Genomic DNA, 20165 nt, shown 5'->3' with positions numbered 1-20165 from the left:
CCGGCATCACCCCGCACACCACCCACGTCCGCTCCGGCGAAGCCGAACTCAGCCGCATCACCGGCGCCCAGCCCCCCTCCGGTGTACCTGTCACCGTCAGCGCACCGGTCACGGAGCGCCCCAAGCGCGGCGGCGCCCCGTTCCGCGGCCGGGGCACCCGCCCGGGTCGGCCCGGCCGCGCCGGTAGCGAGTCCCGCCGGTCCGCCGAGGCCCGCCAGACCGCCGAGGCCCGGAAGGCCGCACGGGTCCGTCGCGCCGCTTAGGACTCGACTGAGGGACCCCGGGCGGGGTCCCTCACCGGGTACTGGTCAGGGCAGATCACGACCTGCGCGGTCCATCTCCTCGCCGAGGGCCGGGCGCACGGGCCCCAGGCCTGTGCGGCTTGTGACAGCTCGTTGTAGCGGCTGGCCGGCTCCTGACCGGAGAGAGCCTGGATCGCACTCATGGCCGTGTCCCTAGCCGCCCGCCGGGCCTGCGCGCCGAGCTCGTGCAGCCCTTCGTTCTCCACCGCGAACTTCACGTAGGCGACGGTGCTCGCTGGCGGCATCGCCTTCGCCTCCCCGGCGGCGGCGGCGGCGGTCGGCTCGTGCTCGGACCTGAGCATCAACAGCCGGAACATCGAAGGCGATGGCAAGGGCCCGGTCACGTGGGACCTGACCGGTTCCCTGTCAGGGGGCGGCGGTCAGCGCCGTGGCCGCTCTTGTGCCGCTCCTCGTTGAAACCTGGTGGTCGGCCTCCTGGGCTGCCGCGCTTGGCGCGGTTGGCGGCCTGCTCGCAGGCTCCGTCATCCGCCGGGCCTGGCGCACGGCCCGACAGAAAGTCCTCACCTCGCCGGCAGCTGAAGCCCCGCGAAACTTCGACACGTATTCGACAGGGCCACCCGCAGAAACCCGGTGACAGCCGGACAGCGCTGGACCACCCTCATGATCATCGGAGGGCGGTCCGGCGCTTACGTGTCTGCTACCCCTCGCTCGCTATGGTCCCTTTGATCAGCAAAAAGACCCTCCGGGGTGGAGGGTCTGTCGGTCGTGCGGGCTGTGCGCCCCCGGCAGGACTCGAACCTGCGGCCAAGCGCTTAGAAGAGAGTGAGCCTGTTCAGGGTGCTCGTGGCCCTGGCCTGCTGCTTGGGGCCTGGCAGGGACGTTGTAGAAACTTCGTCACCGTCCACCCACCGGAAAGCCTGGCTCCGCTTCTCTCGCCGTCATGGCGACCCGCTTCGCACCCTTGCCCCCTGCCCCACCAGTGGATCCCGGTGCCGAGCGTCAGTTCGATAAAGCGCATTTCTGCAGAGCAGGGTGCAGATCATATGAAATCCACTAGAGTGGGCGGATCCTGTGCGTTGCAAGCTGGCTTTGGGGGATTCCTTGACTTCTAGCGCCACGCGGCTTACCTGTTTTGCGCTTCTTTCGGCACTGGAGGAAGATCTGCGCGCTTCCATCGTGGGCGCATGTGAAGAAAAGGATAACGCGAAGGCGATATTGGGCGAAGAACGCTTCGATCGCGTTCAAATCCGACTCGTTAGGGATCTGGGGACGCAAAATCCACCCAGTATGACGGCCGTAGTGCCGTACCTCGACTTTGCTGATGCCTATGAGGTCCTGTCGGGAATAAAGGGGCGCTTGCCTGAGGGGATGCAAGATTCTCTCCGGCTATTCGCTCCTAACGTAGGAAAACTTACGCAAGTAAGGAACCGGGTGGCGCACACCCGGCCTATGGAAGTTGATGATCTTGCCGTCGTTCACGACGTGTCCAGGAGCATCCATGCGTCTGCTGCCACACATTGGACGAGGGTAGGCGAGACTCTCGGGAAACTAGAAGAGGATCCGGCATATGTCCTCGGTCTCACTATCAACCTCGTTTCCGACCCAGACAATGCGCCTCAACATAACCTGCCGGCTCCTGAGTTCGATGAGACTGGATTCTTCGGTCGTCGAGGAGAATTGGATCGAATTAAGAAAGCCATCAAGGGGGCGTACCCTGTGGTTTCGATCCTTGGTGACGGTGGGATTGGGAAGACGTCAATCGCACTGAAGGCTGCGTACGAACTGCTAGACGACCCGAACAACCCCTTTGATGCGTTCGTGTGGGTTACCGCGAAGGCCACCATTCTGACCGTCAACGAAATCCAGCGGATCAGTGGGGCGATCGAAAATTCCCTCGGACTATTCGCCTCGGCGGCTGAACAATTGGGCGGCGTGAGTGCTAAGAAGTCTGCGGATCCGGTATCGGAGGTCCTATCGTACCTTGAGCATTTCAAGGTCCTGTTGATCCTTGACAATATGGAGACTGTCCTAGATCAGCGACTTCGTGATTTCCTGCTCGACCTGCCCATGGGGAGTAAGGTAATAATCACAAGTCGTATTGGTTTGGGGATCGAAAACCCGGTATCCCTGGCACCACTTTCTAACGAGGACTCGACCCGGCTTCTTCGGAAACTCGCACGCGTAAGGAATGTCGAAGCCTTGCAGGGGCTGCAGCCGCCAGTTGTTTCCAAGATGGTGCAGGCGATGAAGGGGCACCCGGCATACATTCGCTGGTTTGTAGCTGGAGTGCAGGCCGGGAAGCGCCCGGAGGAACTTCTGCACGAGAATGACCTGCTTCTCGACTTCTGTATGTCCAACGTTTATGGGCACCTCACGGAGCACGGCCGGGCGGTTCTTCGGTCGATGCAAGTGCTTCCTGGTCGGCGAAGTCAAGCAGAGTTGGCGTTCCTTAATGGGTATACGGCAGGCGAAATTCAGTCGAGCCTGCTGGAATTGATCACAACAAACTTCGTTCAGATGCAAGGCGCCTCCATGGATCAGGCATCCGAAACGACGTATCAACTAACGGATTTTGGAAAGCAGTATCTGGATAAACGGCATGCCGTCAAGTCTATAGAAAGGGAAATGTTCGAGGGGCGAAGTCGTGAACTTACGGAATTGGGTGTGAGGCTGCAGGCGGAAAGTACGGCCTCCCCGTATGACCCCAAGACGCTAGACATTCATGGACCTGGAGATTTCAGTACAGCTAGACTTCTCCGAGACGCCCTGAGGAGCTATGAACGTGGAGAATTTGACTCTGCGCTCGTCACGTGCCGTGAGGCTCAGAGACTGTCACCCGGATATCATGAATCGTGGAGGGTTGAGGCGTACATTCAAACTGCTCGACGCGACACGACGGCTGCCCGCGCAGCATACGAGCGGGCCCATGAATTGGCTCCTGATTCGGCAACCCTGAACTATCTCTACGGGACTTTCCTGGTTGATGAGGCTGTGGACCTTTCATTGGGGCTTCAGCTGCTCCAAAGGGCTGCTGTGCTTGCGGAAGTTCCACCCGTGGTGGTTAATCAGATCACTTGGGCTCATATTCAATTGGGGGATTATGAGTCGGCGATGTCGAGTGTTTCACATGCGATCACTCTGAGGCCTGATTCTTACGACGGGTCTGTGGCTCTGACGATGGGCTCTCGGGCGGCTGTCTACGCTACTCGGAACAGAATCGATTGTCTGCAGTTTGAGGCGGCTGTTGAGCTCATTGAAGCAGCTGTAGAATTGGTTGAGTCTGCACGTGTGGAAATGCTTGCGGAGGAGACGGGTGATAGGATTATTCAATTGCTCGACATTGGTGAAGGGTTGATCCGGAAGCTGGACGAGGAGTTTCTCTTGACGAGTCTTGAGAATCTCTGCGCGCGCCTGAAGGATCGCCTTCGCTCGATATCTCCACATCTGATTAATCGGCGAATTGGGACCGTTGCCAACATGCGTCAAGACAAACTCTTCGGTTTCATTCGTTCATGGGGGCAGGATTATTTCTTTCATCTGAGCGACCTGCTCCTTGACGTTGAATGGCCGAACCTTGGGGCTGGAGCATGCGTGGCTTTCGCTCCCGATGAGCAAGATTTGCGAGGGCCGCGTGCTGCCAATCTCCGGTGGTTGGGGTAGGGCGCCATACCTACTCGGCGTGTGCAGGCCGGAAGGTCAGCTGAGGGAAGTCTGAGCCTCGGGCCTTTGCGCGCCCTCACGCGCGGGGACTGGATGACAGAATGTGATCCGCGGCACTTCATGAAGGCTTGTGGGTGCCTGCCGCGTTGGGCGATGGTTCCCCATAACCGGCGCGGGGCCTAGGGAGACAGCCGTGTTCAGGATGCCCGATAGAACGGCGGACCTCTTCGGCGACCAAGCCATCCGCGAAGAGTTCGAGCAAGCGCTGAGGGCCGCTGGTCGGTTTCACCAGCATCAGCTCATGTACATCAGCGACGGACCATTCTCAGGTGCTGTGCAGGTGACGGTTGACGCGCTCGAGGTCCTCGACCTCGATGCTGTTCCCCACGGCGTCCGCCGGACGGTGGCCGGCGTAAGGACCCTTGCACAGCAACTCCAACTCACCGGCTATGCCATGGGACACGCGCGTGACGTCGGAGACCAGGCCAACGACGACTGGCCCGATCTGCTGGGATTCGTGACGCAGCAGTGTGCCGGTTGGTCGGAGCAGGTGGACCACGACGGTCCGAAGAAGTGCCTGACACGGATCGTGGAACGATGCGGACCGCTTGTGGATCCGAACCAGTCGCAGGAGAACCGACGCGACGCGTATGCCGCTCTTCGGCATTTCGCGTCGCTGTTCTCGGGAGCGGCCGGATTTCGGCGTGAGTGGCTGCTCCGTGCGAAGGGCGTCTTCTGAAGGCGCTGTAACGGGCGGGCGCGCAAGGCTTGTGCGACGTCGGGGGCACCAGGCTGCTGCTGCCCGCCTTGCGTCATGCCGGCCTCCCCACTGTCCGCATCGGGGGAAGGTGGCAGTCGGTGCGGCAATTCGGTGGTTGCGCGTCAAGTGGGTCAATATCCTCCCCACATGACTGGTACGGATGTAGAAGACGGCTACCTTCGCGCGACCCTCAGGCTCCTCGAGCTGGCAAGGCAGTACGAGGAGCCCACCCAGTCCCGATCCGACGCCTGGCTCGTCCAACCTGGCAGCGCCCTGGCTGGCGACGACGCGAGAACCGACCCGTACCACGTGTCCCACAGCGCCTGGCAGGCGCTGACCGTCGCGGTTGATCACCTTCACTGCTTGCGTCGCTCGCTGGTGGAGAAGGTGGGTAAACGGGAGATAGCCCTCACCTTGCACACGCACGGCCAGGCATCGCTGCTTCGAGGTGCCTTCGAGAACAGCGCGCGCACTGTGTGGATATTGAGCCCTTCCAGCCGCCTGGAGCGGGTAGAACGCAGGCTCGCCTTGCAGGCCGCGGACCACAAGGCATCGGACCGCACAATGCAGCTCCTGGGGCAGACGCCAGCCAGGTCTTTCGATGCCCGGATGCAGCAGCTGGCGCTGCTCGCCCAAGGGGCGGGCCTGAACCTTAGCGAGGGCGAGATCCGCAAGCGACTTATCCGCGGTGCGCTTCCGACCCACATGGTTCGGGCAGCGGGGGCCAGTACGCCACTGGGCTCAGATCAGGCGCAGGTCGTCTGGAGTGCATGCAGCTCACTCGCACACGGGGACCTCCACGGCTCGTTAAGCATGCTCGAACGAGAAGAAGTCAGCGATGACGGCAAAACGAAGCTGCTACGGCTCTCCACCAACGCGAAGGTCACGTACTGGGTGACCGACCGTTCCGTGACGATGCTGCACGAGGCGTTTCGCTACTTCGATCTGCGTCGCAGAAGCCACCTGGGGCCGTGATTGGCGGCTGGACAACTTCGGCAGATACTTGCTGGCATCGCAGAGTTCTCCGGGATTCCCCGCCCGGGAAGTCCCTACCCAGGGAGGAAGCCGGGCTTGGCTCGCCCGAGCTCCTGCAGCTTGTTCAGGTAGTCGAGGGCAGCGGGCTCTTGGCTGTATCGATCGCGCATGACTGCGGCCAGTTCGCGACTGGTCATGATGAGCGACGGGACCGATTGGCGGTCGCCTTGGAGGGCCCGTTCCCCGTGAATGAGGGCCTGTTCGAGGTCGCCCTCGCGGGCCGCGGTGACGCCGAGAGTGACCCGGGCCTCCGCGTTTCGCATGGGGGAGCGCTCCGTGCCGTCGAAGTCAGTGCCAGCGCGCAGGACTTCGTCCGCCAGGGTGCGGGCGAGCTTGTCCTCTCCGACCAGGCGGTAGCAATCCATCGCGTAGAAGTCGAACTTTGCCGGGTCGACGACGAAGTGGTTGTCGAGATTCTCCGGGTGGGGGAGGCCTTCAAGGAGGCGCCGGCCTCTGTCGAGAGCGACCTCGACCTGGCGGCGGTCGCCCAGTCGCGCCCAAGCCTTTGCTTCCTGGGCAGCGAGCTGCACGGCGACGCTGTGGTTGGCTGCCGTCTCGGCACCGGCTTGTGCAGCAGCGACCACGCCGCGGTAGTCGCCGGTCGTCAGTGCGAACCAAGCCCGCATCTCGTGCGCCCAACCCGCGATCTCTGCATGGTCCGACTCTGTGGCTAAAGAGAGTGCAGCCCGCCGGGTGGACTCTGCCGCGTGGCGGTCGCCGGAGTCGTACTCGACGCAGCCGACCAGGAGGGCGAGCCAGCCGGAGAGGGCGAGCACCTCACGGTGCTGGGCGAGGGTGAGGCTCTTCGAATGGAGGTCGACGACACGGCGCAGCCACTGCCGGCCCTCGATGAGCAGCTGCTCGCTCGGCATGAACGGGTACTCGGAGCAGAGCCGGTCCGTCGTGATCCGCAGCGCATCGAGGGTGGCGCCGTCGACGTCGGAGCGGTTCAGGCGACTGACGATCTCTAGCGTCTCCATGCCACTTGCGGCGAGAATTTCGCGTTCACCGTCTCGCCGACCGGGAGCGGGGAAGAGTGCGTGCGTGACCGTGCCGAATGTTGCCGCGATGATCGGTCGGTAGAACTCGCTGGGGAGAGAGCCGGACTCCCAGCGCTTCCACTGACGGATCATGCTCTCGTCCGCAGGCAGCTCAGTCGGAGCGTGGGCCCGCAGCGCTCGGACAGCGTCACGCTGTGACCAGTCGCGTGCAGCTCGCTCGGCTGTGATGCGCCGTGCCCATGCGGGCCTGTCGTCGCTCATTCGCCCTCCTTCGGGTGCCGTGCTGCGAGTCTGCTCCGTGAGGCGGGGGGACAGGCAAGAGGACAGTTCGGGGACAGCTCGGTGTCCCCTTGCCTCGGCCGGTGCCCCCTCCTCTGTCACTTATCTCAGTGTGGCCCGTCCGTGCATGGTGTCCCCAGTTCAAGCACCACCGGAAGCGGCTCGCTCTTCGAGCTCCGCCACTCGCTCGGTCAACGCCTGAATCTGGGAGCGGATTTCCTTGATGTCGTCGACAACATCCGGCTTAGCGCCGGCGCCGTCGTCCTCGTTCGCGGCGACGAAGTACCCGCGGTTGCCCGCGGAAAAGATGCGCCCCTCGGCCACGAGGACGCGTAGAGCCTTGTTGAGGGTCTCCCCGGCGATACCGAACTCTTCCGCGAGTCGTCGGCTGGGCGGCAGTTTGCCGTCCCGGTACCGGCCGTCGTCGATGCGTCTGCGCAGCTCATCGGCGGCCTGCACTGACTTGGGCCTGGGGTCGTTCGCGGCGAGGCTCATGCCTCCGAGCGTATCGACCTAGGGCGCTCTGCAACGCACTGCCGCAAAACTCTTGTGATCTAGAGCGCACTAGTGCAACCTAGTTCTAGCGCGGTCGTCTCCGGCCAAAGAGAACCCGGCCGCGGCATCGAGTCCTGTCCCGATCAAGCGCAGGAGCACTGATGAAGTCATTCATTGCTGGTCATGTGGCCTTATCGGCCCATGACTTCGCCGAGTTGTCGCTCGGCTTAGACGTTGAGCTGTTCGCAGGCTCACCCGGTGAAACGCGCCCGGAACGGCGCGTTCGGCTGGCGGTCGCTCGGGAAGCTCTCGCCGAACTTGTCGAAGCGGGGGAGTCGGACGAGCTCACGGCGGGCGTTGCCGCGCTGGCGCAGTCGCTGCTGCGCGGCCGTCAGGCGCGGTGTGTGAAGGCGGTGGCCTGATGAGTGGACTGATCGCCGGTACGCGCAATGGGCATCTGACGGGCCGGACGCCTGGCGCCTGGGAGCTTGGATTCGAGCTGGCTCCGGATCCGGGGCTCGCGGCCGCGCTGTGCAAGGGCATCGAGCCTGAGCTGTTCTTCCCCGAGCGTGGCGACCGGCCTACGGCGGCCCTGGCGCGGGAGATCTGCGCACAGTGCCCGGTGGTGGAAGCCTGCCTGACCGATGCCCTCGCGAGCGAGGGCAGTGCCGGTCACGCCAACCGCTTCGGGATCCGCGGCGGCAAGAGCCCGGAGGAGCGACACGCGATCTACCTGGGCACTCGATGGCCGGCTCTGGTCGATGACGCGAGCGAGTCGGCCCCGGCCCTACGGCAGATCAAGCCGAAGCGGGAGCCCGCCAAGTGCGGTACTCGAGGCGGCTATCAGCGACACCTGCGACAGAACGAGGAGCCGTGCGACCCGTGCCGGTTCGCCAACACTGAAGCTGATCGTCGTCTGCGCTCCACTGGTTCGACCAAGGGGGCGGCGGCATGACGCGCCACGAGGTGCCGGCACTGGCAGAGCTGGAGAAAGGTTCTGCTCGGCGCGGTCGCCGCGACGGCGGCCGCAGTCGGTGTACTGGGACTGGCATCGTCGTTCGAGGCGGTATCGGCGGCAGGCGCGCGCTGGGGCTTCGCCACACCGTGGATGCTGCCGGTCGGCATCGACATCGCTATCCCGGTGTTCACCGCGGCCAACCTGTTGCTGATCCGGGTCAACATGCCCTTGGTGTGGGTGCGGTTCGTTCCGTGGGTGCTGACGCTGGTGACGTGCTGGCTGAACGTCGCGGCCGGGCACTCACTGTCCGCGAAGGTCGCGCACGGCACGATGCCGCTGCTGTGGGTCACGCTCTCCGAGATCGCAGCGCATGTGTATGCGGTCCGGATCGGTGCGGCGACCGGTCGTCGGATGGAGAAGATCCGGCGCTCGCGCTGGCTGCTCGCCTTCCCCTCCACCTTCGCGCTGTGGCGCCGGATGACGCTGTGGGAGATCACCTCGTACACGGACGCGCTGACCCGCGAGCGTGAACGTCAACTCGCCCGCGCGGACCTGCGCGACCGACATGGCCGACGGTGGCGCTCCGAGACGTCGCGACGCACCCGCGTCTTGCTCAAGCTCGGTGAGCTCGCCCCCGCCGACGCCCCGGCCGAGGAGCTTGCGGCAGAGCCGGTGAGCCTGGAGAAGCCGCAGGCCGCACCGAACAACCCCCCGGCCGCGCCCAAGCCGGTCAAGTCCGAGTCCAAGTCGCGCGTGAAGCACGTCGCGGCGGCCCGCACGGCGGCTGCGCACACCGCGCGCGGCAGCGATCCCGAAGAGCAGGGCGAGGCCCGCGCGTGGGTCTCGGAACGGCTGCGCGCGGGTCATGAGGTCGCGTGGCGCGAGCTGGCCAAGGAGTCGGGGCGCGGGGAGACCTGGTGCCGGGCGCGGATCCGCGAGGCCAAGGACTTGCTCACTGCCGGAGCAGCGCACGCCGCGCCTGCGGATCGGCAGGGCCTGCACCTGGTGCCCGTCGGGAGCGAGTGAGCCTCACTGGCACCCGTTGCCGCATCCCGACCTCGCTCGGCATGTGCGTGATCCGCGCCGACCCCGAAGAACAGCGCGCCGCTTGCCCCGTGCAGCCTCCGCTCAGTGGGGCCCGGACGGTCGGCCGTCCAAAGCGCCGTCCGGGCCCCTTCCAACTCCACACGAGGAGCAGACCTACCGTGTCTGACATTCACGTCAATGACCAGTCGGGAGAGCCTGAGCGCGAGGGCGCTGAGGTCTTCGACATCACCACCAAACGCGCCGCCGTCCCGGCACCCGCGCCGCCCGTCGAGGCGGAGCCCGCGCCGCCTGCCTCGCCTGTCGAGGGTGAGGAGTTGGAGGAGGGTGAGGCTCCGGTCGTGCGGCTGGTGGACTCACCCACGCTGCCCTCGCCGGGGGTGACGACCTACAAGCGCCGGCCGATCGTGCCGAGTTGGCTGACGTCGAAGCCGGGGTTCGTTGCCACGGTGCAGCGGGCGACGGGCAATGCCCTGTACGCCACCGCCTATCACGGCATTCGCACCCCCTGGTACGCGTTGCAGCTCGGGATGCTCGCGCCGCGCGGCACGGCCCGCCTGGTGCGCGAGACGAGCCAGTGGGTGTGGGACGCCGAAGGAGCCCCGCTGCGCGCGTACGAGGTGCGGCAGGAGAACACGGCCGAATACCTCAAGCTGTCCCGCCAGCGTGACGGACGCGTGCGGCTGCGGGTCCTGATGGCCACGGTCGGCATCGTCTTCGGCGCAGCGGTCGCGCTGACCCTCTATGTGATGGCGCCGGGCTGGCTGGCGGTGTTCGCGTCGGCCGCCGTGCTCGTGGCAGGGTTCCGGGGTGCTCCGCAGGATCAGCCGGTGATCGGCCCGGCGGTGCTCAAGACCGAGCTGCAAAAGCTCACCGGCCCGATCGTGCTCCGCGCCTTGGACAACATCGGCAACGCGAAGTTGTCGGCCGCCATTAAGAAGGGCGGCGACATGAACGGCATGCGGTTTACCAGCGAGATCACCCGCGACGGCCCCGGATACCGCGCCGATGTGGACCTTCCCTGGGGTGTCACCCCGGAAGACATCATGGAAGAGCGCAAGCCGCTCGCCTCCGGCCTGCGCCGCAAGGTCGGCTGCGTGTGGCCCGCGCCGGACCCGACCGAACACGAGGGCAGGCTGATCCTTTGGGTGGGCGACAAGCCCATGAACGAGACCACCAAGCCCGCATGGCCGCTGCTCAAGAGCGGCATCGTGGACCTTTTCAAGCCCGTGGTGTTCGGCAATGACCAGCGCATGGGCGACGTGTCCGTGACGCTCATGTTCGCCTCTGTGGTGGTCGGCTCGATCCCACGGATGGGCAAGACGTTCCTGATGCGGCTGTTTCTGCTCATCGCCGCCCTGGACCCGCGCGCTGCGCTGTACGCGTTCGACTTCAAGGGCACCGGAGACTTCGGCTCCTTGCAGCCGGTCTGCCACCGCTACCGGTCCGGGGATGACGACGACGACATCCTCTACGTCCTCGAATCGCTGCGTGAGCTGCGCGAAGAGATGAGGCGGCGGGCGAAGGTCATCCGGTCCCTGCCGACCTCGCGCTGCCCGGAGTCGAAGGTCACCCCGGAGCTGTCCAGTGACAAGAGCCTGGGGCTGCATCCGATCGTGGCGGGGTTCGACGAGTGCCAGATCCCGTTCGAGCACGAGAAGTACGGGGCGGAAATCGAAGACATTTGCACTGACCTGGGCAAGCGTGGTCCGGCGCTTGGGATCGTGACCCTGTTCGGCACGCAGCGCCCGGACGCGAAGTCGCTGCCCACCGGCATCTCTTCGAACGCCATCCTGCGGTTCTGCCTGAAGGTCATGGGCCAGCCCGCCAACGACATGGTGCTGGGCACCTCGATGTACAAGGCCGGATTCCGGGCCACGATGTTCTCCCGCTCCGACAAGGGCATCTGCTGGATGTCCGGCGAGGGCGACGACCCGCGCATCGTCGCTTCCGCGTTCGTGGACGCGGTCGGCTCCGAGCAGGTGGTGGCCAGGGCCCGGGTGATGCGCGAGGAGTACGGCAACGTCACCGGCCACGCCATCGGCCAGCAGCCCGAGAGCGGTGAAGCGACGTTCGACCTGCTCGCCGACATCCTGCGCGTCGTGCCCGCCGATGAGGACAAGGTGTGGAACGAGAAGGTCGCCGCCCGCCTTGCCACCCTGCGGCCGGACATCTACGGCGGCTGGAAGGCCGAGACTGTCGCGAAGAACCTGCGGCCGCACGGCGTCACCGTCCAGGACGTGTGGGGCAGCACGAGTGCCGGCAAGGGCACCACGCGGCGCGGTATCGCCCGCGCCGACATCACCAAAGCTCTCACTGAGCGTGATGGCAAGCGGCCCGGGAGCTGACTCGGAGCGGTGCTAGACCTAGCAGTCGCCGCTGCTAGGTCTAGCACCCCCGCTAGCACCCAAAACTGGCTCTGATCAGCAGCCTCGCATCTAGCGCCCCACCTGCGAGAACACCGGAAATCCCGCCTGGAAGGCACCCCATGACCCTTCTCCTCCTTGCTGGAGCCTGCCTACTCATCGTCACTCTGTGTTATGTGAGTCTGTGTGCGGCCAGCCCGTTCGGCAACTGCCGCAAGTGCCGCGGCTTCGGCTACCAGCTCACCACCGACCGCAAGGGACGACCCAAGCGCGGCAAGCACTGCCGACGCTGCGACGGCATCGGCAAGCGCATACGCGTGGGCCGGCACCTGTTCAACCTCTCGTCCGAGATCTACCGCAAAGGCACTGCCAACCACCCCACCGCGAAGGGATAACCGCCGTGGCCATCACCGTCTCGCTCGTGGCCCTGTTCGGGCTGGTCCTGTTCTTCCTGCTCCGCTCCAAGACTCTCGGTTTCGGCTCCGCCTTCATCGCCATGATGTTCGGCTTCTATCTCGCCTCCACCGGCGCCTCTGAGCCCATGAACGAACTCACCACCGCTGTCGTCAACGCCATCGGCAAGCTCTAGGAGGCTGGTCGTGAACGAACCGATCGTCGCCCGCCACTGGCTCGCCATCGCCACCCCGAAGGCAGCGCCCGCCATCGCCACCTCGACTGTGCTCACCCTCGGCAGGATTTGGAACGCGAATGGCGCCGAACACTCCGTCGGCAACGCCGGCTTGATGGTCGTCCTCGCTACCGGAGCCGCAGTGGCCGGCGGCTTTGCTGCCGCCGGACGGGCCGGAGACTGCGTCATCGCGGGAACCGCATTTGCCGCCTCCGGTGGCCTCGCCCTCGCAGGTGTCGCCGGATACGCCGACGGGGTGTCCCTGCCGCTACTGCTGTGGGCGCTCGCGACCGCGGTCGCGTACGGGCTCGCCGCCCGCTACTGGCGCACCGACCGCCGCGACACCCTCACCTACGAACGCCGCACCATCGAGCGGCGCGAGGAGCACAGCCACATCGAGCGCGTGGAGACGATCCGCGGCCGGACTCAGATCGAGGTAGCCCGCGAAGGCACGGCCTACGCCGAAGCCCTCGCACAGGCCCTCATCCACCGCGAAGCCCTCCGCGGATTCGACCCCACCGGGCTCACCCGTGCCGGATTGCCCGAACTCCCTGCCATCGAGACCCCCAAGGAGCACTGAGCCATGTTCGAGATCCGAATCATCTGCGCCGAACCCGAAGCCGACCAGATCACCAAAGCCCTGTCCCAGACGTTCACCACGGGCAGCCCGCGGCAGCACCCCACCCGCGACGGCCACAAGGTCCGCCTCTACATCACCGCGCAGCACCGAACTGAGGCCAGGCCGTGGCCCACACCGGAAGTCGCCTACGCCACGGCGCCGAGCATCATCAGCGAGATCGGCTGGACCGCCGAGCGCGCCCGGGAGGCCCTCTGGCCGATCGGCCCGGCGGAGGTCAAGGAGTTCTGGCTCCGCAAGGCTGCAGTCCTGGACCGCATCGCCCTGGCCGACGAAGCCGAAGGCGTTGGCTCCGAGGCATCCGACGTCGCGACCGAGGCCGCGCTCCGTCTGCTGGACGTCGACCGCGCTGTCAACGACGCGTGGGGCGGCTACAGCGACGGTGCGTATCCGCCGGACAACCCGGAGAGCAGCCGCGAGCCCCGCGGCTACGTCCGCCGGGAGTACGCCCTCTGGGCCAAGCACCAGTAGGCACGCCCGTGGGCGGGTGTCTCCGGCCAAGGAAACCCACCCGCCCACGGTCTCCGTGTCCCGATCAAAGAAACAGGAGACCATCAGAATGCCCCAGTACGAACCGGGCGGACAGCTCAGGGCTGCGCTTGACGCCGCGGCCCGCGGCTGGCACGTCTTCCCGCTCATCCCTGGAAGCAAGCGCCCTGCCGTCCGCGCTTGGCAGGACCGCGCCACCACCGACGCCGAACGCATCGCCCGATGCTGGCATGCCGGACCGTTCAACGTCGGTCTGGCCACCGGTCCTTCCCGGCTTGTCGTAGTCGACCTCGACACCCCCAAAGGTCCGGACGACGTCCCGCCGGCGGACTGGGCACTGCCGGGCATCGCGGAGGGAACCGACGTGCTCGCGGTCGTGTCCGAGCGCCTTGAGCAGCCGTATCCCGACGGAACCTTCACCGTCCGCACCGGACGGGGCGGCACCCATCTGTACTTCCGCGCGCCCATCGGCCGGGAGCTGCGAAACACGGGCGGCAAGCTGGGATGGAAGGTCGATACCCGCGCGTCCGGCGGATACGTCGTTGCCGCCGGCAGCGTCGTCGACGGCCGCTCCTATGCCACCCTCCGCGACACTGACCCCGTAGCTCTGCCCAGCTGGCTCGCCGACGCCCTGACCACCAGGCCCGCTCCGCCACCGGTCCGCATCCCCTCATCGGTCCCCAGCCGCCGTGCCGTCGGACTGGTGAAGACCGTGCTGGACGCAGGCGAGGGCGAACGGAACAACCGCCTCTACTGGGCTGCCCTTCGTGCATACGAGACCGGAGCGGAAGCCGCTGACGGGATTGCCGCAGCGCTCGTCGACGCCGCGGTCAGCGTCGGCCTCGCGGAAAGCGAAGCCCGCGCCACCGTGGCCTCTGCCGAGCGCCGGATTCGGGGCGGCGGCCGATGACCAGCAGCGACAAGGCGAAAGAGCTGCTGGCACAGAACGGCGTCGACCCGGATTCGCGGGACGGCGGCAAGGGGCCGTCGCAGGCGTCCCAATTGGTCGCCCTCGCCCGGCAGCGCTTCGACGTCTTCATGTCCGACGACGGCCGCCCCTATGCCGTCACGAAAGGTGGGCCGAACATTGCCCTTCCGCTGCGGGGGAAGGCCGGACTGCGCTCTCAGCTTGCCCGGATCTACACCGACGCCACTGGCGGCAACGTCCCTTCACAATCGGCCCTCGCTGACGCCATGACTGTGCTCGAAGGCGTTGCCGCAGTCGCCGACCCGTGCACCCCGCAACTGCGCACCGCCCGCCACGAGGACCACATCGTCGTCGACCTCGCCACCCCCGACGGCCGCTGCGTCCTCATCGGCCCGGACGGCTGGGAGCGAAGCCCTCGCTCCCCGGTCCTCTTCCGCCGCTCCGGAGCTATGAAGGCACTGCCGGCCCCAGTACGGGACGGCGACGGACTGGCCAAGCTGCGCGCTCTGATGAACACCAGTGACGAGGGATTCCATCTCCTCGCTGCATGGCTGGTCGCTTCCTTCATTCCGGATCTGCCGCACCCGATCCTGACCTTCCGCGGAGAGCAGGGAACCGGCAAGTCCAAGGGTGCCGCCATGGTCATCGGCATCGTCGACCCTTCCGGGGCGCCGAAACGCACCGCACCGCGAGACGTGAAGTCGTGGGCGACGCAGGCATTCAACTCATGGGCGCTCTGCATCGACAACGTTTCGTACATCCCGGACTGGTTCTCCGACGCGCTGTGCCGCGCGGTCACCGGTGACGGCATCGTCGACCGCGCCCTCTACACAGACGATGACGTCGTCGTGCTCGAATTCCGGCGGGTGCTGGCCATGACCACCATCGATGCCGGCGCCCTCGCGGGCGACCTCGCGGAACGACTACTCACCATCGAGCTGCACACTATCCCCGACCGGAACCGCCGCGAGGAAGCCGAACTGGACCGCTCCTATCGCGACGCCCACGCCGGAATCCTCGCCTCGCTCTTCGACCTGCTCGCGAAGGTTCTGCAGGTACTTCCCCAAGTCCAGCTCACCCACCGCCCGCGCATGGCCGACTTCGCCCGCGTCCTGGCTGCAGTCGACCACGTCACCGGCTGGGACACCCAAGGCAGCTACCGGGCCACCGCCGCCGACGCAGTCGCCGACGTCCTCGAAGGCGAGCCGTTCGCGCGAGCCGTCGTCGACCTCGTCCGCGCCGCAGGCCCCGCCGGGGTCTGCATGACCGCAGCCGACATCCTCGGAAAGATCGCCACCCCGGAGAAACTGCCGCGGAAATGGCCCAAGGACGCCACCCGCGCAGGCGGACAACTCAAGCGCCTCGCACCGGCGTTACGCGCGATCGGCTTCGACGTAGACGACACCCAGAGGGAAGCGGAGGGTAACCGTTCGCGGCTCTACCGCATCACGTCAGTAGAGAGTCATCGCATTTCAGCACCCGGAGCGCCCGCAGCACCCGGGACCATTGCTGACCTGTATGAACGCTCGGGTGCTGGAGCGGGCGCCAGCGCCCGGACCGTGTCCGACAGCACCCGCGAGCACACCAATCCGGGTGCTGCGGGCGCTGCACCGGGTGCTGTGAAGCTGCCAGCACCCGGAAACCGCACGCACTCTGAGCAGGCCGAACTTGCCATTCCGGGTGCTGCGGGTGCTCCGGGCGCTGGAATGCAGCTTCTCTCCAGTGAGGCCCAGTCGGTGACGAACTGTGTCATCTGCCAGACCCCGCTCGATGCAGTTGATGCCGCCGCGGGCGCGACCACGCATCCCTGCTGCGACCCGATGGAGGGGGACCACAAGTGAAGACTTCCGCCATCGGCACACGGGCGATGCTGACCCTCCTCGAGGTGTGTGAAGAGCTCCAGGTCTCCCGTTCGACCTTCTATGACTGGCGCCAGAAAGGCCGCGCGCCGCGCTGCATCAAGCTCCCGAACGGAGACCTCCGTGTTCGTCGCAGCGATCTGAACCACTGGCTCGACGACCGAGAGGACCGCGGCTGATGGACAGCACGTACAGCGTCAAGATCTGGAAGATCGGAACACGCAAGCAAGCCCGCGGCACCACCTACACGGTCCGCTGGACGCTGGACGGCAGAGAATGGCGAGCGCCGTTCACAACGCACGCTCTCGCTGATGCCTTCCGTTCGGAACTGGTGAGCGCCACGCGACGTGGCGAGGCATTCAGCCTGGCGACCGGGCGCCCCGTCTCGCACCAGACGGGCGCGAGCGGCGTGAACTGGTATGACTTCGCGGTCCGGTTCGTCGACGCCAAATGGCTTCGCACCTCGGGCAACAACAGAAAGAACGTAGCGAAGGCGTTCATGACGATGACCATCACGCTGCTTCGCACGCAGCCGAGCGGCTTCAAGGCCATCGAGGTTCGTACGGCTCTGCGTGAATGGGCCTTCAACACCCGGCGGAGGGGCGAAGCTCCTGCCGAAGTGACAGCCATCCTGGCTTGGGTTGAGCGCAACACGTTGACGATGGCGGCCTGGGAGGACCCTCAGAAGGTTGACGAGGTCCTGAACGCGATCGGGACGAAGCTGGACGGTAAGCCGGCGGCGGCATCCTCGGTCAAGCGCAACCGCCGGATACTGAACGTCGCTATGGAGTACGCGGTGCATCACAAGATCCTGCGCGCCAATCCGCTGCCGAAGGGGAGGGGTACAGCCCCCAAGACATCGTCGGCGGTGGACAAGCGCAGCCTGCTCAATCCGTCCCAGGCTGCAGGATTGCTTGGTTGGATCCGGCGGCGCCCACGCGGTGGCCCTCGCCTGCACGCGTTCTTCGCGACCCTCTACTACGCAGGGTCGCGGCCGGAAGAAGTGGTGGCGATGTACGTGCGAGACGTGACCCTGCCGGACGAGGGGGACGAGGACCAGTGGGGAGAATTGGCGTTCCACACAGCACGCCCCGAGGTGGGTAAGCAATGGACCGACACCGGCGAGATCCATGAGAAGCGCGGGCTCAAAGGCCGCGCCGAAGACGACACCCGCAACGTGCCATGCCGTCCTGCGCTGACCCTAATTCTTCGTGAGCACATCAAGGCCGAGGAGCTGAAGCCCAGCGATCTGCTCTTCCCGGGGGAGGGGGGCGACATGCTTGCCGGCTCCGTCTTCCGCCGTGCCTGGCGTACGGCCCGCGAGAAGGTCCTCAGCGACGATGAGGCCGCCTCGCCCCTCGGCAAGCGGGTGTACGACCTGCGGCACACCTGCCTGACAACCTGGCTCAACAACGGAGTCCCGCCGGCGCAGGTCGCTGAATGGGCAGGCAACAGCGTGCCCGTCCTGCTGGCCACGTACGCACGCTGCATCTCGGGACAGCTCAAGGATCTCCAAAAGCGCATCGAGGCGACCGAGCTCCCCGTGGTGGACGACGACGCGTGATCGGCGACCCGGAAAACGCCACCGCGTATCCACCGTGGCCACCCGCAGAAACCCGGTGACAGCCGGACAGCGCCGGACCGATCCCGACCGCCTCGGGGGAGGTCCGGCGCTTACGCGTCCGCTACCCTCCGCCCGCTATGGTGCCTCTGACCAGCAAAAAGACCCTCCGGGGTGGAGGGTCTGTCGGTCGTGCGGGCTGTGCGCCCCCGGCAGGACTCGAACCTGCGGCCAAGCGCTTAGAAGGCGCCTGCTCTATCCACTGAGCTACGGGGGCCGAATGGTGGCCTCGGTGGCCTGGAGCCCCGGGTCGGGTGGTTCCGTGACCTTGCCGGACACAAGGATAGGGCTCCGATCGCCTTGACCCGGTTGCTTCACCTGCGTGGCACGATGTGGAGGTTCGGTGAAGCGAACCGATAATCGCAGGCAGGTGCGATTCCCGCACCGCTTTTAACGTCTCACGTCACGGGTGTTGTGCACTCGTTATGCCTGCGCCCCACTCATCCCGTCTGTCCCGTCTGTCCGATCGGCGCGCAGAGAGCCCCATACGCTTCAAAAAACCGCCAAAGTTGGGCATTCTTCGCATGTGGTGACCTTGGATGTACGGCCTCAGCTGATCGACGCACTCTCCGCCCTCCGCGACCGTGTCGCCGCCGTGCGTCTCCCCCTCCCTCTCCCCGGCGCTCCGCGTGCCCGGCAGACGCGCACCGAGCTGCTCGCACAGCTCGACGACTATCTCGTGCCCCGGCTCAAGGAGCCCGAAGCGCCGCTCCTCGCGGTCGTCGGCGGGTCCACCGGGGCCGGGAAGTCGACCCTCGTCAACTCCCTTGTGGGGCGGCGGGTCAGCGAGGCGGGCGTGCTGCGGCCCACCACGCGTACGCCCGTGCTCGTATGCCACCCCGACGATCACCACTGGTTCGCCGGGATGCGCGTGCTGCCCCAGCTCACCCGCGTATGGCTGCCGCCGCAGGACGAGACCGAAGGACCCGACGACGGCGCGCGCGAGGCCCAGGAGGAGAACTCGCTGCGGATCGAGACCGCCGCGACGCTGCCCCGGGGGCTCGCGCTGCTCGACGCCCCCGACATCGACTCGCTCGTCGTGGAGAACCGGCTGCTGGCCGCCGAGTTGATCTGCGCTGCCGATGTCTGGGTGATGGTCACCACCGCCTCGCGGTACGCCGACGCCGTGCCGTGGCATCTGCTGCGTACCGCGAAGGAGTACAACGCCACGCTGGTGACGGTGCTCGACCGGGTGCCGCACCAGGTCATCACGGACGTGTCGCGGCAGTACGCGGCGCTGCTTACGAAGGCCGGCCTCGGCGAGGTGCCGCGGTTCACCATCCCGGAGCTGCCCGAGTCGGCGGGCGGCGGCAACGGACTGCTGCCCACCACCGCCGTCAGCCCGCTCTTCAGCTGGCTCGCCCACCGGGCGCAGGACCCCGCGGCCAGACAGCAGACCGTGGGGCGTACCGCGGCGGGCGTGATCGACTCGCTCAATGCGCGGATGCCCGCGCTCGCGGGCGCGGTGGCCGCCCAGTACACGGCGGCCGTACGGCTCACCGGCGCGGTCGAGGAGGCGTACGAGAAAGAGGGCGAACGGGTGCGCCAGCGGCTCCGGGCCGGTGCCGTGCTCGCCGGGGACGCGCGGACTCGCTGGCGCAGCTTTCCGCGCGACAGTTCCGCGGGCGAACTGCTGGACTCCCTGGTCGCCAGTCTCTCGGCGCTGCTCCAGTGCGCCGTCGCCGCCGCCGAAGAGCATGTCCAGGAGGCTTGGCGGCGCGAGCCGGCCGCGGGAGCGCTCACTGTCCAGGGGCGCCGGGACCTGGAGTCGGGAGAGCGGATCGGCATCGCCGTACGCCGCTGGCGGCGGGTCCTGGAGGAGCTGGCCGAGGAAGAGGTACGCAGGCTGGAGCGGACCGCCGTGTCCGACCCCGAGACGGTGGCCGCGCTCCTCGCGGCCACACTGCTCGGCGGGCGCCGGGCCCGCAGCGCGGGGGAGCGGCTCGCCGAGCGGATCGGGGCCCAGGGCGCGCTGCGGCTGCGCGACAAGGGCGGCGAGCTGGTGAAGACGTACATCGACGACGTACTGCACAGCGAACGAGACCGCCGCCTCGCGCCCCTCGACGCACTCGATTTGACCCCTGAACCGCAGGCCGAGCTGATCGCCGCGCTGTCCGTACTGCAGAAGGAGAGGTGACCGCG

Annotated in this window: 19 protein-coding genes, 1 tRNA gene and 1 pseudogene; 17 read left to right on the top strand and 4 right to left on the bottom strand. The window is 66.5% G+C overall.

Annotation, left to right across the window (positions count from 1 at the left end):
* A pseudogene (locus ACFYXH_RS08185) lies at window positions 1-263 on the top strand (RNA helicase); the annotation flags it as partial.
* On the opposite strand, the gene ACFYXH_RS08180 reads toward ACFYXH_RS08185, so the two are convergent.
* Window positions 260-619: a hypothetical protein gene (locus ACFYXH_RS08180; RefSeq protein ID WP_389561274.1), complete on the bottom strand. Its 360-nt coding sequence runs from the start codon at window positions 617-619 to the stop codon at window positions 260-262. The pseudogene ACFYXH_RS08185 and the gene ACFYXH_RS08180 sit on opposite strands and share 4 nt — an antisense overlap.
* Before the next feature lie 745 nt (window positions 620-1364).
* On the opposite strand from ACFYXH_RS08180, the gene ACFYXH_RS08175 reads away from it, so the two are divergent.
* The 3 genes from ACFYXH_RS08175 (at window position 1365) to ACFYXH_RS08165 (ending at window position 5658) form a co-directional block, all read left to right on the top strand.
* Window positions 1365-3923, top strand: a complete 2559-nt coding sequence (locus ACFYXH_RS08175; RefSeq protein WP_389561273.1) for an NB-ARC domain-containing protein — start codon at window positions 1365-1367, stop codon at window positions 3921-3923.
* 193 nt (window positions 3924-4116) lie between these two features.
* Entirely contained in the window at window positions 4117-4662 is a 546-nt protein-coding gene (locus ACFYXH_RS08170) for a hypothetical protein (RefSeq protein WP_389561272.1), read from the top strand.
* 168 nt (window positions 4663-4830) lie between these two features.
* Complete coding sequence (locus tag ACFYXH_RS08165; RefSeq protein WP_389561271.1) at window positions 4831-5658, top strand: hypothetical protein; 828 nt, start codon at window positions 4831-4833, stop codon at window positions 5656-5658.
* Between the two features lie 74 nt (window positions 5659-5732).
* Here ACFYXH_RS08165 and ACFYXH_RS08160 read toward each other — a convergent pair whose 3' ends face one another.
* Complete coding sequence (locus tag ACFYXH_RS08160; RefSeq protein ID WP_389561270.1) at window positions 5733-6980, bottom strand: XRE family transcriptional regulator; 1248 nt, start codon at window positions 6978-6980, stop codon at window positions 5733-5735.
* Window positions 6981-7139: 159 nt separating this feature from the next.
* Window positions 7140-7493, bottom strand: coding sequence for a winged helix-turn-helix domain-containing protein (locus ACFYXH_RS08155; protein ID WP_389561269.1), 354 nt, complete (start codon window positions 7491-7493; stop codon window positions 7140-7142).
* A gap of 161 nt (window positions 7494-7654) precedes the next feature.
* Between ACFYXH_RS08155 and ACFYXH_RS08150 the strand changes: the two genes are divergently transcribed.
* The 12 genes from ACFYXH_RS08150 (at window position 7655) to ACFYXH_RS08095 (ending at window position 17966) form a co-directional block, all read left to right on the top strand.
* Window positions 7655-7915 carry a hypothetical protein gene (locus ACFYXH_RS08150; protein ID WP_389561268.1) on the top strand — a complete coding sequence of 87 codons (261 nt, stop codon included), beginning with the start codon at window positions 7655-7657 and terminating at the stop codon, window positions 7913-7915.
* Window positions 7915-8448: a WhiB family transcriptional regulator gene (locus ACFYXH_RS08145; protein WP_389561267.1), complete on the top strand. Its 534-nt coding sequence runs from the start codon at window positions 7915-7917 to the stop codon at window positions 8446-8448. Before ACFYXH_RS08150 ends, ACFYXH_RS08145 begins: the two co-directional genes overlap by 1 nt.
* A 42-nt stretch (window positions 8449-8490) precedes the next feature.
* On the top strand, window positions 8491-9477 hold the full coding sequence (locus ACFYXH_RS08140) for a DUF2637 domain-containing protein (RefSeq protein WP_389561309.1): 987 nt from the start codon (window positions 8491-8493) through the stop codon (window positions 9475-9477).
* A gap of 179 nt (window positions 9478-9656) precedes the next feature.
* On the top strand, window positions 9657-11843 hold the full coding sequence (locus ACFYXH_RS08135) for a cell division protein FtsK (RefSeq protein ID WP_389561266.1): 2187 nt from the start codon (window positions 9657-9659) through the stop codon (window positions 11841-11843).
* A gap of 140 nt (window positions 11844-11983) precedes the next feature.
* A complete protein-coding gene (locus ACFYXH_RS08130; protein ID WP_389561265.1) occupies window positions 11984-12256 on the top strand; it encodes a hypothetical protein in 273 nt (90 codons plus the stop codon).
* A gap of 5 nt (window positions 12257-12261) precedes the next feature.
* Entirely contained in the window at window positions 12262-12450 is a 189-nt protein-coding gene (locus tag ACFYXH_RS08125) for a hypothetical protein (RefSeq protein WP_389561264.1), read from the top strand.
* Window positions 12451-12460: 10 nt separating this feature from the next.
* The gene (locus ACFYXH_RS08120) at window positions 12461-13069 is read left to right on the top strand and encodes a hypothetical protein (RefSeq protein WP_389561263.1); all 609 of its coding nucleotides are present in this window, start codon (window positions 12461-12463) and stop codon (window positions 13067-13069) included.
* A 3-nt stretch (window positions 13070-13072) separates the two neighbouring features.
* Complete coding sequence (locus ACFYXH_RS08115; RefSeq protein WP_389561262.1) at window positions 13073-13597, top strand: hypothetical protein; 525 nt, start codon at window positions 13073-13075, stop codon at window positions 13595-13597.
* 88 nt (window positions 13598-13685) lie between these two features.
* On the top strand, window positions 13686-14525 hold the full coding sequence (locus ACFYXH_RS08110; protein ID WP_389561261.1) for a bifunctional DNA primase/polymerase: 840 nt from the start codon (window positions 13686-13688) through the stop codon (window positions 14523-14525).
* The gene (locus ACFYXH_RS08105; RefSeq protein WP_389561260.1) at window positions 14522-16384 is read left to right on the top strand and encodes an ATP-binding protein; all 1863 of its coding nucleotides are present in this window, start codon (window positions 14522-14524) and stop codon (window positions 16382-16384) included. The genes ACFYXH_RS08110 and ACFYXH_RS08105 overlap by 4 nt, the downstream gene beginning before the upstream one ends.
* A 26-nt stretch (window positions 16385-16410) precedes the next feature.
* On the top strand, window positions 16411-16581 hold the full coding sequence (locus ACFYXH_RS08100; protein WP_389561308.1) for a helix-turn-helix transcriptional regulator: 171 nt from the start codon (window positions 16411-16413) through the stop codon (window positions 16579-16581).
* Complete coding sequence (locus ACFYXH_RS08095; protein WP_389561259.1) at window positions 16581-17966, top strand: tyrosine-type recombinase/integrase; 1386 nt, start codon at window positions 16581-16583, stop codon at window positions 17964-17966. Before ACFYXH_RS08100 ends, ACFYXH_RS08095 begins: the two co-directional genes overlap by 1 nt.
* Window positions 17967-18167: 201 nt before the next feature.
* Here the strand turns inward: ACFYXH_RS08095 and ACFYXH_RS08090 are convergent.
* Window positions 18168-18240: transfer RNA gene (locus ACFYXH_RS08090), tRNA-Arg, on the bottom strand.
* Window positions 18241-18558: 318 nt separating this feature from the next.
* Between ACFYXH_RS08090 and ACFYXH_RS08085 the strand changes: the two genes are divergently transcribed.
* Window positions 18559-20160 carry a dynamin family protein gene (locus tag ACFYXH_RS08085; protein WP_389561307.1) on the top strand — a complete coding sequence of 534 codons (1602 nt, stop codon included), beginning with the start codon at window positions 18559-18561 and terminating at the stop codon, window positions 20158-20160.
* The last annotated feature ends 5 nt before the right edge of the window (window positions 20161-20165 follow it).

It is taken from the genome of Streptomyces sp. NPDC002730, assembly GCF_042888805.1.
GTDB lineage: Bacteria > Actinomycetota > Actinomycetes > Streptomycetales > Streptomycetaceae > Streptomyces.
Note: the sequence above shows the minus strand (reverse complement) of the source record. Positions and strands in the feature narration are given on the sequence as shown.

What these genes read in the sequence shown, in the direction of transcription:
- ACFYXH_RS08180 (WP_389561274.1), bottom strand. Translation starts at nt 619, where the DNA reads ATGTTCCGGCTGTTGATGCTCAGGTCCGAGCACGAGCCGACCGCCGCC.
- ACFYXH_RS08105 (WP_389561260.1), top strand. Translation starts at nt 14,522, where the DNA reads ATGACCAGCAGCGACAAGGCGAAAGAGCTGCTGGCACAGAACGGCGTC.
- ACFYXH_RS08150 (WP_389561268.1), top strand. Translation starts at nt 7,655, where the DNA reads ATGAAGTCATTCATTGCTGGTCATGTGGCCTTATCGGCCCATGACTTC.
- ACFYXH_RS08110 (WP_389561261.1), top strand. Translation starts at nt 13,686, where the DNA reads ATGCCCCAGTACGAACCGGGCGGACAGCTCAGGGCTGCGCTTGACGCC.
- ACFYXH_RS08145 (WP_389561267.1), top strand. Translation starts at nt 7,915, where the DNA reads ATGAGTGGACTGATCGCCGGTACGCGCAATGGGCATCTGACGGGCCGG.
- ACFYXH_RS08095 (WP_389561259.1), top strand. Translation starts at nt 16,581, where the DNA reads ATGGACAGCACGTACAGCGTCAAGATCTGGAAGATCGGAACACGCAAG.
- ACFYXH_RS08155 (WP_389561269.1), bottom strand. Translation starts at nt 7,493, where the DNA reads ATGAGCCTCGCCGCGAACGACCCCAGGCCCAAGTCAGTGCAGGCCGCC.
- ACFYXH_RS08130 (WP_389561265.1), top strand. Translation starts at nt 11,984, where the DNA reads ATGACCCTTCTCCTCCTTGCTGGAGCCTGCCTACTCATCGTCACTCTG.
- ACFYXH_RS08100 (WP_389561308.1), top strand. Translation starts at nt 16,411, where the DNA reads ATGCTGACCCTCCTCGAGGTGTGTGAAGAGCTCCAGGTCTCCCGTTCG.
- ACFYXH_RS08160 (WP_389561270.1), bottom strand. Translation starts at nt 6,980, where the DNA reads ATGAGCGACGACAGGCCCGCATGGGCACGGCGCATCACAGCCGAGCGA.
- ACFYXH_RS08165 (WP_389561271.1), top strand. Translation starts at nt 4,831, where the DNA reads ATGACTGGTACGGATGTAGAAGACGGCTACCTTCGCGCGACCCTCAGG.
- ACFYXH_RS08115 (WP_389561262.1), top strand. Translation starts at nt 13,073, where the DNA reads ATGTTCGAGATCCGAATCATCTGCGCCGAACCCGAAGCCGACCAGATC.